This window comes from Paraburkholderia sp. RL18-101-BIB-B (assembly GCF_046026985.1).
GTDB lineage: Bacteria > Pseudomonadota > Gammaproteobacteria > Burkholderiales > Burkholderiaceae > Paraburkholderia.
In genome coordinates this window covers 627,833-641,558 of record NZ_JARESV010000001.1, presented here as the reverse complement: position 1 = coordinate 641,558, position 13,726 = coordinate 627,833, and the positions used below count along the sequence as shown (strand labels likewise).

13 protein-coding genes are annotated in these 13,726 nt (G+C 61.3%); 10 read left to right on the top strand and 3 right to left on the bottom strand.

Annotated features, from left to right (window positions below; all coding sequences use genetic code 11):
* Nucleotides 1-84: 84 nt before the first annotated feature.
* Nucleotides 85-984: a LysR family transcriptional regulator gene (locus tag P0D73_RS02900; RefSeq protein ID WP_408429580.1), complete on the top strand. Its 900-nt coding sequence runs from the start codon at nucleotides 85-87 to the stop codon at nucleotides 982-984.
* Between the two features lie 68 nt (nucleotides 985-1,052).
* On the opposite strand, the gene P0D73_RS02895 is transcribed toward P0D73_RS02900, so the two are convergent.
* The 3 genes from P0D73_RS02895 to P0D73_RS02885 all read right to left on the bottom strand — a co-directional run bounded on the left by P0D73_RS02895 (nucleotide 1,053) and on the right by P0D73_RS02885 (nucleotide 3,479).
* The gene (locus P0D73_RS02895) at nucleotides 1,053-1,727 is read right to left on the bottom strand and encodes a peroxiredoxin-like family protein (protein ID WP_408429577.1); all 675 of its coding nucleotides are present in this window, start codon (nucleotides 1,725-1,727) and stop codon (nucleotides 1,053-1,055) included.
* Between the two features lie 191 nt (nucleotides 1,728-1,918).
* Entirely contained in the window at nucleotides 1,919-2,320 is a 402-nt protein-coding gene (locus P0D73_RS02890; protein WP_408317246.1) for a nuclear transport factor 2 family protein, read from the bottom strand.
* 37 nt (nucleotides 2,321-2,357) lie between these two features.
* Nucleotides 2,358-3,479 carry an alkene reductase gene (locus P0D73_RS02885; RefSeq protein WP_408429574.1) on the bottom strand — a complete coding sequence of 374 codons (1,122 nt, stop codon included), beginning with the start codon at nucleotides 3,477-3,479 and terminating at the stop codon, nucleotides 2,358-2,360.
* 153 nt (nucleotides 3,480-3,632) lie between these two features.
* Here P0D73_RS02885 and P0D73_RS02880 point away from each other — a divergent pair, with 153 nt between their 5' ends.
* From P0D73_RS02880 to P0D73_RS02840, 9 genes are all read left to right on the top strand, one after another.
* Nucleotides 3,633-4,262, top strand: coding sequence for a TetR/AcrR family transcriptional regulator (locus P0D73_RS02880; protein WP_408429572.1), 630 nt, complete (start codon nucleotides 3,633-3,635; stop codon nucleotides 4,260-4,262).
* 78 nt (nucleotides 4,263-4,340) lie between these two features.
* Entirely contained in the window at nucleotides 4,341-5,240 is a 900-nt protein-coding gene (locus P0D73_RS02875) for a LysR family transcriptional regulator (protein ID WP_408180993.1), read from the top strand.
* Between the two features lie 136 nt (nucleotides 5,241-5,376).
* Nucleotides 5,377-6,051, top strand: a complete 675-nt coding sequence (locus tag P0D73_RS02870; RefSeq protein WP_408317240.1) for a histidine phosphatase family protein — start codon at nucleotides 5,377-5,379, stop codon at nucleotides 6,049-6,051.
* Between the two features lie 25 nt (nucleotides 6,052-6,076).
* Nucleotides 6,077-7,093 carry a phosphotransferase gene (locus P0D73_RS02865; RefSeq protein WP_408429569.1) on the top strand — a complete coding sequence of 339 codons (1,017 nt, stop codon included), beginning with the start codon at nucleotides 6,077-6,079 and terminating at the stop codon, nucleotides 7,091-7,093.
* Nucleotides 7,094-7,140: 47 nt separating this feature from the next.
* On the top strand, nucleotides 7,141-7,905 hold the full coding sequence (locus P0D73_RS02860; RefSeq protein WP_408429567.1) for an SDR family oxidoreductase: 765 nt from the start codon (nucleotides 7,141-7,143) through the stop codon (nucleotides 7,903-7,905).
* Between the two features lie 67 nt (nucleotides 7,906-7,972).
* Entirely contained in the window at nucleotides 7,973-9,217 is a 1,245-nt protein-coding gene (locus tag P0D73_RS02855; RefSeq protein WP_408180996.1) for an acyl-CoA dehydrogenase family protein, read from the top strand.
* A 574-nt stretch (nucleotides 9,218-9,791) separates the two neighbouring features.
* A complete protein-coding gene (locus tag P0D73_RS02850; RefSeq protein WP_408429564.1) occupies nucleotides 9,792-11,435 on the top strand; it encodes a fatty acid--CoA ligase in 1,644 nt (547 codons plus the stop codon).
* A gap of 22 nt (nucleotides 11,436-11,457) precedes the next feature.
* The gene (locus P0D73_RS02845) at nucleotides 11,458-11,922 is read left to right on the top strand and encodes a MaoC family dehydratase (protein ID WP_408429562.1); all 465 of its coding nucleotides are present in this window, start codon (nucleotides 11,458-11,460) and stop codon (nucleotides 11,920-11,922) included.
* Nucleotides 11,923-11,969: 47 nt separating this feature from the next.
* Nucleotides 11,970-13,685 (top strand): alpha/beta fold hydrolase, encoded by a 1,716-nt coding sequence (locus tag P0D73_RS02840; RefSeq protein ID WP_408429558.1) that lies wholly within the window; start codon nucleotides 11,970-11,972, stop codon nucleotides 13,683-13,685.
* Nucleotides 13,686-13,726: the final 41 nt, after the last annotated feature.

Below are 13,726 nucleotides of genomic sequence, written 5' to 3'. Positions count from 1 at the left end.
GTGCAGTTGTCGGCCCTGGGGATTGGATTGCGCCGCAGTCGTACGACACGCGAACCACGATGATTCGTTCCAGGAGAAAAGCAAGTGGACCGGCTGACAGCGATGGAAACGTTTGTATGCGTGATCGAGTCGGGTTCCTTCTCGGCCGCAGCCCGCCTGCTCGATGTCGGGCAGCCAGCCGTTTCAAAGTCGATTGCACAACTCGAAGAGCGGCTCGCGGTCCGATTGCTTCTCCGCTCTACCCGTGGGCTGACGCCGACCGAAGCGGGTCAGGCGTTTTACGAACGCGCGAAACGGGCGATCGAAGAAGCTGACGAAGCAGAACTGGCGGCGCGGGGATCGGCCGGCGCACTCTCGGGCCGTCTCAGGGTGTCGGCGGCCGTGACTTTTGCGCGGCTTCATATCATCCCGCGACTGCCGTCCTTCCTCGAACGACATCCTGATCTGAACATCGACATCATCCTCGATGATGAGAACATTGATCTGCTGGAACACGGCATCGATGTCGCGTTGCGAATGGGTGTGCTGGGCGACTCGACCATGACGGCGCGCAGACTCACGCGTGGCAGGCGTTGTGTCGTCGGCTCGCCGGCGTGGTTCGCGAAAGCCGGTGAACCGCGCACGCCTGCCGATCTGGTTTCGCATCAGGCGATCGTGTACGAGCAGGCCGGCGGTGGAAACGCATGGTCCTTCAAGCGGGGCAATACGGAGACGTCCATTGCCGTCGCGGGGCGCATTCGCGTGAACGCGGCGGAGGGCGTGCGCGCCGCGGTGCTAGCCGACATGGGCGTCGCGATCACGTCCGAGTGGATGTTCGCGCCCGAAATCGCAAGCGGCGCGGTAAAACAGGTGCTAGCCGATTGGGAACTGCCCAGCATCGATCTTTGGGCCGTGTTTCCGAGTGGGCGGATGGTGACCGCAAAGGCGCGTGCTTTTGTTGCCTGGGTCGAGGAGATATTCGGCGCATCGGATTCGATGGCCTGACTGAACGGGATGATCTTTGATGCGCTCGCTCCCGGCACGTGACGTGCCGGGAGCGAAGCGGGCCCGGCTTAAGAGGCCGAGGCAGTCTTCCGGCGAAGAACGGGCAACATGTCCTGCGGTTCAGGCCGATGCGTGTAGTCCGGATTCACTTCGGCATACAGGATCGTGCCGTCTTGCCCGATCACGTAACGCGCGGGCATCGGCAGAGTCCAGCTAGTGTCGCCGTTGAACGCCGGCAAGTCGTTCTTGACGTTCTTGTACAACTCGACCAGATAGTCGGGCAGGGCAAAGCGGATGCCGAACGCCGCCGCCACATCGTTGTGCGTATCGCTGAGGATCGGGAAGCTCAGCTTGTTGGTGCGCACCGACTTGCGGCTATTCACGGCATTTTGCGGCGAGATCGCGACCAGGTTGGCACCTTCTGCCTTGAACGACGGCAGTGCCTCCTCGAGAGCCGTCAGTTCAAGATTGCAATATGGGCACCACACGCCACGATAAAAGCTGATGACGAGCGCTCCGCGCTTCAGCAGTTCGGTAGACGAGACGGGTTTTCCGTCCGGGTCGTTGAGGATAAATTCCGGCGCTGCGTCGCCTGCTTTGAGCGCGCGTTCAGCCTGACCGGACGCCACGAGTGCGGCGGTAGCGCGTTCCATGATCGGATGAATTTCAGGCGGCGCGAAGTACGGTGCTTTACCACCTTTGAAATCCGCTTTGAAAGCGTCGAGTTTCGCTTGAAGTGACATGACAATCTCCTTCTTCAGACAGGGTGATGTGTTGAAGTTGTGCTGCGGTGGAGAGATAGTCGGTCAATGCAAACGAATGAAGAAGACACGTCAGCCGCATAACAGTCATTCCGGCGAGGCATGGCGCAACCAGGGACGCGGCACCCCGCTACGCACGCCGAAATGACGAGTTAATGCCAATGGCGGCCGAGTCAGCTCGGAAAACTATTCCCGAACATGGGTAGGCCGCTATTCGATTCAGCCTCGGTTGCCTCGTCCTGCAGCACGTCCCAATGCTCGGCGAGCACGCCGTCCGCAAAGCGCAGGATATCGGCCGCGATCCATGCGGCGGGACGCCCATGACCTGAAAAGCGCCCATGCACGATCACGTAATCGCCATCCGCCACGATCACGCCGGGTTCGTATCGCAAGGTCGGCGGCTGGGTCTTGATCAGGTTGAACAGGCCGTCGCGCCCCGGTGCGATATGCGCGCTGTGCTGGATATAGTCGGGCGACCAGAAACGCTCGGCTGCGGCGTAGTCGCGTTGGTTGAAAAGCGTGTCGAACGCTTCGAGTACAAAGGCCTTGTTGGCTGCTTCGGTCGTGGTGGTCATGAATGTTCTCCCGATAGATGGGTGACGTGGCGGCGCGTCATGCCGCCACGGCCTGAAAGGACGGATAGTCGGTGTAGCCCTCGGCGGTCGCGCCGTAGACCTTTGGCCAGTCGACTTCGGTAAGCTGTGCATCGGCGGCGAAGCGCGCCGGTAAATCCGGATTGGCGATGAACGGTCGGCCAAAGGCGACCATATCGACGAGCCCGGCTTCGATCAGCCGATTGCCGCGCGCACGATCCATATCGACGTTGGCGATGATGTTGCCGCGGTAGAGCTCGCGGAAATGGCGGAACATGCCGTCACCGGCCAGCGTGGCCAGCGGCGTCGCCGACAGGTCGGCCATTGCGCCCATCAGCAGCAGATGAGAGAGATCGAAGTCGTTGAGCCGGCCGATCACATATTCGGAGGTGGCAAGCGTTTCGTCATTGGAAACGAATGCGCCCGTCTCCGACGTTGCGGGTCCCGTCTTGATGCCGGTGCGCTGCGCCCCGACGGCCTCGACCACCGTTTCCACAACCTCGAACAGAAAGCGCGCCCGGTTCTGCGTCGAACCACCGTATGCATCCGTACGCAGATTGGTGCGAACGTTGAGGAACTGATTGAACAGGTAGTGATAGCCGCCCTGGATCTGCACGCCGTCAAAGCCGGCCGCGATCGCGTTGCGTGCGGCCCGGCCGAAGTCGGCGACCGTGCGGCGGATCTCGTCCTTCTCCATGGCGCGCGGGACCACGGTGTCCTTGCGGCCGGCCGCGGTCACGCTTTGCTGCTCCGGGTTGACCGCTGACGCGGAGCGCGGCGCCTTGCCGGCCTGGAAATCCGGATGCCCCAACGAGCCGGTATGCCAGAGTTGCGCGACGATCCGGCCGCCCGCGCGATGCACGGCATCCGTTACCACGCTCCAGCCGCGGACCTGGGCTTCGCTCCAGAGTCCGGGCACGTCTGCCCAGCCAACTGCCTCGGGGCTCACGAAAACGCCTTCGCTGACAATCAGCCCCGCCGCGGCGCGCTGCGCATAGTACTCGGCGTGCAAGGCCGTCGGGACAAGCTCGGGATTCGCCGAGCGCATGCGCGTCAGCGGCGCCATGACGATGCGGTTGGGCAGATCGAGCTCCCCCAGCCGAATCGGCTTGTGCAGGGGCTGGTTGCTTTCGATGTTCATGAAATTTCCTACGACGTTTGAAGGATCCACCCAAACACAATGGTGATTGACATCGAGTTTGATGGACCGATCGAGAAAAGTCAATGTCGATCACCATTGTATTTTTCGAAGGCGGTTATAATTGAGCTGACAATGGCGTAGGAGCATTGAGCGATGGGCGTTTCAAAACAGCAGGCGGTGGAGAACCGGAAGACCATCATTGCGGCTTCGGAGAAGTTGTTCCGTGCGCATGGAATCGATGGTGTGGGCCTGAGCGCGCTGATGAAGGCCGCGGGCTTTACCCAGGGCGGGTTCTACAACCACTTCGAATCGAAGGAGGCGCTGGCCGCTGAAGTCGTGGCGACTGCGATGGCCAAGTCCAACCGCGACCTGACAGAAGCCATTGCCACGCCGCTCGAGCCAGGCGGGAATCGCCTGAAGCGACAGGTGGACTTTTACCTGTCCGGCACGCATTGCAGCGATATCGAGCAGGGTTGCGCGATAGCCGGCCTCACCGCTGACGTGCGCCGGCTTGGGCATGAGGCACAGGCGCACTTTGCAAGCGGCTTGCAAACGATGCTTGAAACGTTGACAGCGCTCGTCGCGGAACAGCGCGCCGAAAGCGGAGATATGGATGAAGCGCGCCGCGAGGCAATCGCGTTCTACAGCGAGATGGTCGGTGCGCTCATCCTGTCGCGGGCGGTAGCCGACGCCAATCCCCAACTCGGAGAGGAAATACTGAACGCGAATCGTCAGATGCTGCTCGACAAATTCGCGCTGGAAGAGGGGCGGGGCAAGCGCTGATTTTCTGGCCGCGTTTCAACGGCGTATTCGCGTGCGAAAGAGGGACTACCACTCCAGGTGGCGTCAGGGAACCCGACAATGCGTCTATCAAAGATCGACCTGAATCTGTTCGTTGTTTTCGAAGCAGTCTATAAAACGCGAAACCTGACGCGTGCAGCGGAGATGCTATTCATCACGCAGCCTGCTGTCAGCAATGCATTGGCGCGGATGCGCAAGACGTTCGACGATCAACTCTTTGTGAGCACGTCGGCCGGCATGGTACCGACGCCGGTTTCTGAAAACATCATTGAGCGCGTCCGCGAGGCACTGCTGCTGCTCGATTCGAGTACCCATGCCGGCGAACTATTCGATCCGGCGTCGTCGGAACGGACGTTCCGGCTTAGCATGAACGACCTGACCGAGGCGTTGCTGCTTCCTGCGCTGGAGGAAGTTCTGCAGCGTCTCGCACCCGGCATACGCATCGAGAGCTATTTCACGACGCGCAGAGAGGTGCCCGAAGCATTGGCGAGTGGCGCGGTCAATCTCGCGATCGATGCGCCTCTGCTTGACGACCCATACCTCGAGCAGGAGCCGTTGAGCCGGGACCGGTATGCCTGCATGCTGCGTCAGGACCACCCGTTTTCGAAGAAGAAGCTAACCATCGATGATTACCTCGGGTTCGGTCACATCCACGTGTCCAGCCGGCGGCAGGGGCCCGGTCTCGTCGACGCGGAACTCAACAAGCTGGGTCTCAGGCGCTCGATCCAGACTCGGGTCCAGCACTATCTGGTCGCGCCCTTGATCGCGATGCGGACCGATCTCGTCCTTACCGCACCTCTCACGCTCCTTCAGCGTTATGACGCGCGCATCCTGGAGCTGCCGTTCGACCTCCCCAATCTCGAGTCACATTGCTACTGGCACCGAAGCGTCACGGGGGATCCCGCACACCGTTGGCTACGCGAGCAGATCGGCGGTCTCATGCGGGAAGCGAACGCCTAGCCGGACGACCCGAGTCGAGGCTATCGAAGAGTACACACCAGGTGTCACGAAAAGTTATCGGCAGCTATCACAACAATAAATTTCCTGAATGAAGCGGGGCTCGGTATTGTTCTAGTCATGTTTAGACGAGGATGGCATGGCGGAACTCTACCTTGTGCGGCATGGTCAGGCGTCGTTCGGCGCGGACAACTATGACGAACTATCACCTACCGGTTATACGCAATCACGATGGCTCGGAGAGCACTTCGCGCAGAGCACATTGGAGTTCGATCGGGTTGTCATCGGCGCGATGCGACGGCATGAGCAAACCGCTGACGCAATTCTCGCAGCGATGCCAGGTTTGCAAGTCGAGGTCGTGCAAGACGCGGGTTTGAACGAATACGATTTCCAGGCCTTGTTTGCGGCTCTTGGCGAAGACGAGTTTGTGTCGGGCTCTTCTGCGGAAAGTTCGAAGAAGAACTTCTACAAACGGCTCAAGAAGGCGCTGCAACTTTGGTCCGACGATCTCTTGCCCGGGCCGGTTCCCGAAACGTGGCAACAGTTCCAGGCGCGCGTCGAGCGCTCGCGTCTCGCAATCCAGCGAGCGGGCGGCAGACGGGTCCTGGTGGTGAGTTCCGGTGGTCCGATTGCCGTCTTTGCCCAGCAGATTCTGCAGGCGCCGGCGGCCGCCGCCATTGCGCTCAACCTGCAGATTCGAAATAGCAGCGTTTGCCAATATGTCTTTAATGACACCGCAATGTCGCTAGTCAGTTTCAACTCGCTGCCTCATCTCGACCCTATCGAGAGGCACGAATTCGTCACCTACGGTTGATTCGAATCGGGACTCCCGCAACACTATGAATACTGGCCTTCAATTCGACATCGAAAAGCTCACGCGTTATTTGACGGCGCACGTGCCCGGGTTTCAAGGGCCGTTGTCCGTCGAGAAATTTGTTGGCGGACAATCCAATCCAACGTTTCTCCTGAAAGCGCGCAGCGGCAGCTATGTTTTGCGGCGTCAGCCGCCCGGAATGCTGCTCAAGTCCGCGCATGCGGTCGACCGTGAATTCCGCGTGCTAACGGCGCTCGGTCAAACGCCGGTCCCTGTCGCGCGCGCATTTCATCTTTGCGAGGGTCGTGACGTTATCGGCAGCATGTTTTACGTCATGAGTTTCGAGGACGGGCACATCTTCTGGAATCCGGCGTTGCCGGAAGTGCCCGTCGGAGAGCGCGGCGCCATCTACGATGCTCTGCTCGGGACGATGGCGGCCCTCCACGACGTGGATGTCGAGGCTGTCGGTTTAGCCGACTATGGTCGCCCCGGAAATTATTTCGCGCGCCAGATCGACGTATGGACCAAACAGTATCGAGCCGCGCAGACCGACGTGCTGGAATCGGTCGAGGCACTGATCGCGTGGTTGCCGGCGCACTGTCCCGTCGAAGCCGGCAAGCCTTCGCTCGTCCACGGCGATTTTCGTATCGACAACCTTATCTTCACGCGCGGCTCATCGCAGGTTCGCGCGGTTCTCGACTGGGAACTCTCCACGCTCGGTAATCCTCTAGCCGACCTCGCTTACTTCTGCATGTGCTTGCGACTGCCTCCCAACGGCCATATCGCCGGGCTTGAAGGCTTGAACAGAGCGGAGTTGGGCGTGCCGGATGAGGCGGCGATCATCGAACAATACTGCCGGCTGCGGAGTATTGCGTCGATTGAGAACTGGAACTTCTATCTTGCGTTCAGTTTCTTCCGACTTGCCGCCATCGCGCAGGGCGTAAAGAAGCGGGCTCTGGGCGGCAATGCGTCGAATGACAAGGCGCGCCAGGTCGGGGAGATGGCAGGGGCGCTTGCGAAGATGGGCGTTGACCTGATCTGACGGCACACGCAAGACTGGAAACTTTAAAAAGCACATGGAGGCAGATTGTGACTACTAATTTATTTAGTCTGAAAGGAAAGATTGCACTGGTTACCGGCGCCAGCCGAGGTATTGGCGAGGAGATTGCCAGGTTGCTCGCCGAGCAGGGCGCACACGTGATCGTGTCGAGCCGCAAGCTCGAAGATTGCGAGGCGGTGGCGAGCGAGATCAGGAATGCAGGCGGGAGTGCGGAGGCAAAACCCTGCCACGTTGGTCGTGTCGAGGACATTCTCGCGATCTTCCAGCATATTCGTGCGCGGCATGGTCGTCTGGATATCCTGGTCAACAACGCGGCGACGAATCCCTATTTCGGCCACATTCTCGATACCGATCTGGCGTCGTTTGAAAAGACCGTGGAAGTCAACTTGCGCGGTTACTTCTTCATGTCCGTAGAGGCTGGCAAGCTGATGCGGGAGAACGGCGGCGGCGCGATCGTCAACACGGCTTCCGTCAACGCGTTACAGCCGGGCGACAAGCAAGGGATCTACTCGATCACGAAAGCCGCCGTCGTCAACATGACGCGGGCATTCGCGAAGGAGTGCGGGCCGGTGGGGATTCGGGTGAATGCGCTGCTCCCAGGCTTGACCAAAACCAGGTTTGCCGGCGCGCTGTTCGACGATCAGGCCATCTATGAAAGCTGGATGTCTAAAATTCCGCTGCGCCGTCACGCGGAGCCTCGCGAGATGGCCGGTACCGTGCTTTATCTGGTCTCCGACGCCGCGAGCTACACCAATGGGGAGTGCATTGTCGTCGACGGTGGATTGACGATTTAGTCACCAGGTCGATGCGCGGTATTGGACGATGCATCGATGACATTTACCAGGAATCAGGAAGATCAAAATGGATTTTTCATATAACCCGAAAATGGAAGCGCTGCGCACGCAGGTGCGCGCGTTCATGGACACGCATATCGTTCCGCGCATCCGGCAATGGCACGAAGAAGTGAGCGCGGGGCAATATCCGGTTTCCTTCATGGAGAGCTTGAAGGAACAGGCGCGTGCGGAAGGCCTCTGGAATCTTTTCCTTCCGCATCTGCGGGATGACGAGCCAGGCACCCGGCTGACCAATCTCGAGTACGCCCCGTTGGCCGAGATCATGGGGCGCGTGTCGTGGGCGTCCGAGGTATTCAACTGCAACGCTCCGGACACGGGCAATATGGAACTGCTCCATATGTTTGCCACACCGGCTCAGCGCGAAGAGTGGCTCGAGCCTCTACTCGACGGCATGATCCGCTCGGCGTTTGCGATGACAGAGCCGGCGGTGGCTTCCTCGGACGCGACCAATATCACCACGTCGATTCGTCGTGACGGAGACGACTATGTCATCGATGGCCGAAAGTGGTTCATCACGAACGCGGCGCACCCGAATTGCAAGCTCTTCATCGTGATGGGGAAAACGGATCCTGACGCACCGGCCCACCGTCAGCAAAGCATGATTCTCGTGCCTCGCGATACGCCGGGCGTCAAGATGATCCGCAATATCACGGTGGTCAATCACGTGGCGCCGGAAGGACACTGCGAGATCGAGTTCAAAGGCGTGCGCGTACCTCGGTCGAATCTGCTAGGCGAAGAGGGAAGCGGCTTTGCACTCGCCCAGGCGCGCCTTGGACCGGGACGGATTCACCACTGTATGCGTTCGATCGGCGCCGCCGAACTGGCGCTCGAGTTGATGGTGGAACGGGCTCAGGCGCGCACGGCATTCGGCAAGATGCTGCATGAGCAAGGTACGGTTGGCGAATGGATCGCGAAGTCGCGAATCGAGATCGATCAGGCGAGGCTGCTTGTTCTGAAAGCCGCGTGGATGATCGATAACGTGGGCGCGAAGGAAGCGCGCAAGGAAATTTCGATGATCAAGGCGCTCGTGCCGGGCGTTCATACCGCCGTTTGCGACCGGGCGATGCAGGTGTTCGGCGCGATGGGGCTGAGTCCCGATACGCCGCTGGCGGATAGTTGGACCTGGGGGCGGGCGCTGCGCTTTGCCGATGGCCCGGATGAGGTGCACCTGCAGAGCATCGCTCGCATGGAAATCAAGGCCCAGCGATACGAGCCGGGAAGCGAGAACCCCTACTTGATGATGCCGGTGTAGGGCATAGGCCGGGTCTTTCAAACATCCCTTGCGGGGCGATGCAACGTCGCCCCAGTCACCGCGCATGTGACGCTTCGGGCAATGAATACGCCAACGTGTTAGCACGGCATCTGGCCGTCGTCCTCCGACCCACTCAGCAGAGACCGCGTCTCTTCTGAAGGATCGGTGGCGAGTACGTTTTCAAAGATCGCCCGACCTGTGCGATCCGCCAAATCAAGCATCGGACAGACCGGTGCGTCCAAAACCGCTCCCACGGTCATCTCACCCTCTGCCTCCAATCTGCCGAGCCGCTGCTGACGGTCCCCGTCGCCGCGTTGCGCGCCGTCGACGACCCATTCGCGCGGCAGTTGGCGCAGGCGGGCGCGGCCCTCCAGATTGCCCCGAACGGCACGATCGCGTTCCGTGAACTGGGGCTTGAACCGGCCGGCGCCCCATCGATCTCCCCCGTTCAGGGGATGGTCCCGGATGCCCGATCGCCGCGATCATGGCACTACTCGGGGACGCCACCGTATGCGAGATGCAACGACAAGCCGGTGCCGGCCCGCTATCCATTCATAGATGCGAGGAGACACAGATGCAGGACACCGTACAGAACGCGACGCCATCCGCCTACGCCTATCCGTTGCTGATCAAGAATCTGCTGCACACGCCGTTCGCTCAGGTGCCGAATCAGGAAATCGTCTACCGCAACCAGTTGCGCATGACCTACAGCCAGTTGCAGGAACGGATCGCACGGCTCGCCAATGGTCTCGCCGGGTTGGGCGTGCGCCACGGCAGCACGGTCGCGGTGATGGACTGGGACAGTCATCGTTATCTGGAAAGCTACTTCGCCGTGCCGATGATGGGCGCCGTGTTGCAGACGGTCAACGTGCGGCTCTCGCCGGCGGAGATCGTCTACACGATCAATCACGCGCGTGCCGAAGTGCTGTTCGTTCACGCCGATTTTCTGCCCGTGGTGGAAGCGATCAAAGATCAGCTCGAAACGGTGCGCGCATTCGTGCGAATCGAAGAGCCGGACAGCGAGGCGTTCGAGCACACCATTCCGTTCGCGACGGAATACGAAGCGATGCTGGCGGCGAGTGCCACGAGCTACGACTTTCCAGACTTCGACGAAAACACCCGCGCCACCACGTTCTATACGACTGGCACGACCGGCCTGCCCAAGGGCGTGTATTTCTCGCATCGTCAACTGGTGCTGCACACCATCACGCTGATGGCAGCGCTCGCAAGCCCGGTGTCGGGGCAGCGCTTTCATCGCGGCGACGTCTATATGCCGCTGACGCCGATGTTCCATGTGCACGCATGGGGCATGCCGTACATCGCGACGGTGTTGGGCGTGAAGCAGGTCTATCCGGGCCGTTATGTGCCCGAGCGACTGGTAAAGCTGTTGCGCGACGAGGGCGTCACGTTCTCGCATTGCGTGAGCACGATCCTCCACATGGTGCTGAACTGCCCGGAGTCGAAGTCCGCGGATTTCAGCAAATGGAAGATCGTGATCGGCGGAAGCGCGCTGCCGCACGGCATCGCCCATGCCGCATTGGAGCGTGGCATTGACGTGTTCACCGGCTATGGCATGTCCGAGACTGGTCCCGTCCTGAGTCTCGCGCAGCTTCCGCCGGGGTATGAGCAACTCGACACCGAAGAGCAGGTGCGCCTGCGCTGCAAAACTGGCCTGGCAGTTCCGCTCGTCGATCTGCGGATCGTCGACGAATCGATGCAGGACGTCGTTCACGACGGCAAGGCCTATGGCGAGATCGTCGTGCGCGCCCCGTGGCTGACCCAGGGATACTTCGGCAACGCGGAAGCGTCGGAACAGCTCTGGGCAGGCGGCTACCTGCACACGCAGGACATCGCGAACATCGACACGACCGGCAATCTGCAGATCACCGACCGCATCAAGGACGTGATCAAGTCCGGCGGCGAGTGGGTCTCGTCGCTCGAAATCGAAAGCCTGATCTCGCTGCATCCGGCTGTCTCGGAAGTCGCCGTAATCGGCATCAAGGACGAGAAGTGGGGCGAAAGGCCCGTGGCGCTGGTGGTGCTCAAGGCGGGCGCCACGCTCACCGAGGACGACATCAAGCAGCACGTTCTCAAGTTCACCCACACCGGGAAGATCTCGAAGTACGCGGTGCCGCAGGTCGTCAAATTCATCGACTCGCTGGAGAAGACGAGCGTCGGCAAGATGAACAAGAAGTGGCTGCGCGCGCAGTTCGCCTAACCGGTCACGAGGAGCAGGCACGATGAGCATCAACGAATATCGCATCGCGACGATCGACGAATTCGTCGGCCGCGAGCTGGGCGTGTCGGACTGGGTCACGGTCGATCAGGCACGCATCGACGCGTTCGCGCAATGCACGGGCGACCAGCAGTGGATCCACGTGGACGTGGAGCGCGCGAAACGCGAAAGCCCGTTCGGCGGCACGATCGCACACGGCTATCTGACGCTCTCGCTGCTTGCCGCACTGGCCATCGAGATCGGGCTCATTCCCGAGGACGCGTCGGCCGGCCTCAACTACGGGCTGGACAAGGTGCGCTTCATGACGCCGGTGAAGGCCGGCGCGCGGGTGCGCAACCGCGTGACCCTCGTGTTCGTGGAGATGAAGGGCGGCGGCCGGATCATCGTGAAGACGATGAACGAGCTGCAGATCGAGGGCGAGGACAAGCCGGCGCTGATCGCCGAGTCACTGGCGATGCTGGTGGCATGACCTCTACTACTGTTGACAAAGTAAAGCGTCGTTCGAGGAGCATCAAGATGGCGGAGACAACTGACAACGCGTCGCGAAACGATCAGACGGACGATCTCGCGGCATCGGCCGCCGAAGGCATGCTCGGTCCCAACCCGTTCGTCGGGCTGCGCCCGAGCGACATTCTGGCGACCGCGCAGCAGATCGGCGCGCAGGCGCTGCGGCAGCCCGCGCTGGTTCTCGAGCAGGAAGCGGCGCTCGTGCGTGAACTGATCGCCGTGCTGTACGGTGGCGTCCGCAACGGAGCGGACGCGTCGCCGCAGCGCGACAAGCGTTTTGCCGACCCCGCCTGGCGCGACAACTCGCTCTATCGCGTCACGCTGGAGAGCTACCTGGCATGGCGCAACGCGCTCTCCGGATTTATCGAGCGCTCCGCGCTGGACCCGAAATCGAAGGAGCGCGCGCAGTTCGTGATGTCGCTGTTCACCGAGGCGCTGTCGCCGACGAACACGCTGTTCGGCAATCCTGAGGCGTTGAAAAAGATCGTCGATTCGGGCGGCGCGAGCCTCATTGGCGGCGTGAAGAACCTCATGACCGACTTGCTGCAGAACCAGGGCATGCCCGCGCAGGTCGACAAGACCGCGTTCGAGGTGGGCAAGAATCTCGGCACGACGCCGGGAGCGGTGGTGTTTCGCAACGAGGTGCTCGAACTGATCCAGTATGCGCCGGCGACCGCGCAGGTCTACAGCCGCCCGCAATTGATCGTGCCGCCGCAGATCAACAAGTTTTATGTGTTCGATCTGTCCGAGGGCAAGAGCATCGTGGACTACCTCGTCAAGAGCGAGTTTCAGGTGTTCATGGTGAGCTGGCGCAATCCGACCGCGGCGCAGAGCCACTGGGATCTCGACACGTACGTCGGCGCGCTACTCGAAGCGATCGCGGCGGTGCGCGACATCACCGGCAGCGATGACGTCAATCTGCACGGCGCGTGTTCCGGTGCCATGACGATCTCCGCGCTGCTCGGTCACCTCGCGGCCCGCGGCGAAACGGCCGTCAACGCCGCGACGCTGATGGTGGCCGTGCTGGACAACAAGGCGGACTCGCAGCTCGGCCTCTTCGCCACGCCCGAAGCCATTGCGGCGGCGAAACAGAACAGTCTGTCGAAGGGTGTGCTCGCCGGCGAAGAGATGGGGCGCGTGTTCGCATGGATGCGGCCCAACGATCTGGTGTGGAACTACTGGGTGAACAACTATCTGCTGGGCAAGACGCCGCCCGCGTTCGACATTCTCTACTGGAACAACGACGCGACCCGGTTGCCGGCGCGCATGCATGGCCAGTTGCTCGACATCTTCGTGGGCAACCTGTTCAGCAAGCCGCGCGCGCTGTCGGTGCTGGGCACGCCGATCGACCTGTCCGGCGTCACCTGCGACAAGTACGTGGTGGCGGGCATGACGGATCACATCACGCCGTGGAAAGGCGTGTACAACACGGCGCGCACGTTCGGCGGCGACACGCGGTTCGTGCTGAGTTCGAGCGGGCACATCCAGAGCCTGATCAACCCGCCCGGCAATCCGAAGGCGAAGTTCTTCGTCAATTCCGGCTTGCCGGCGAATGCCGACGCATGGCTGGCCGGCGCGCAGGCGCAGAAAGATTCGTGGTGGGGCAATTGGACGGACTGGCTGCGCGAGCGGTCCGGCGAACGGCGCGCGGCGCCGGCCGCGCCCGGCAACGAGCGGCACCCGGGAGGCGTCAAGGCGCCGGGCACCTATGTGATGGAAGCATGACGCACACCCTTTTGGCCGGGTGATGGCCAGCCTTTTCCCGA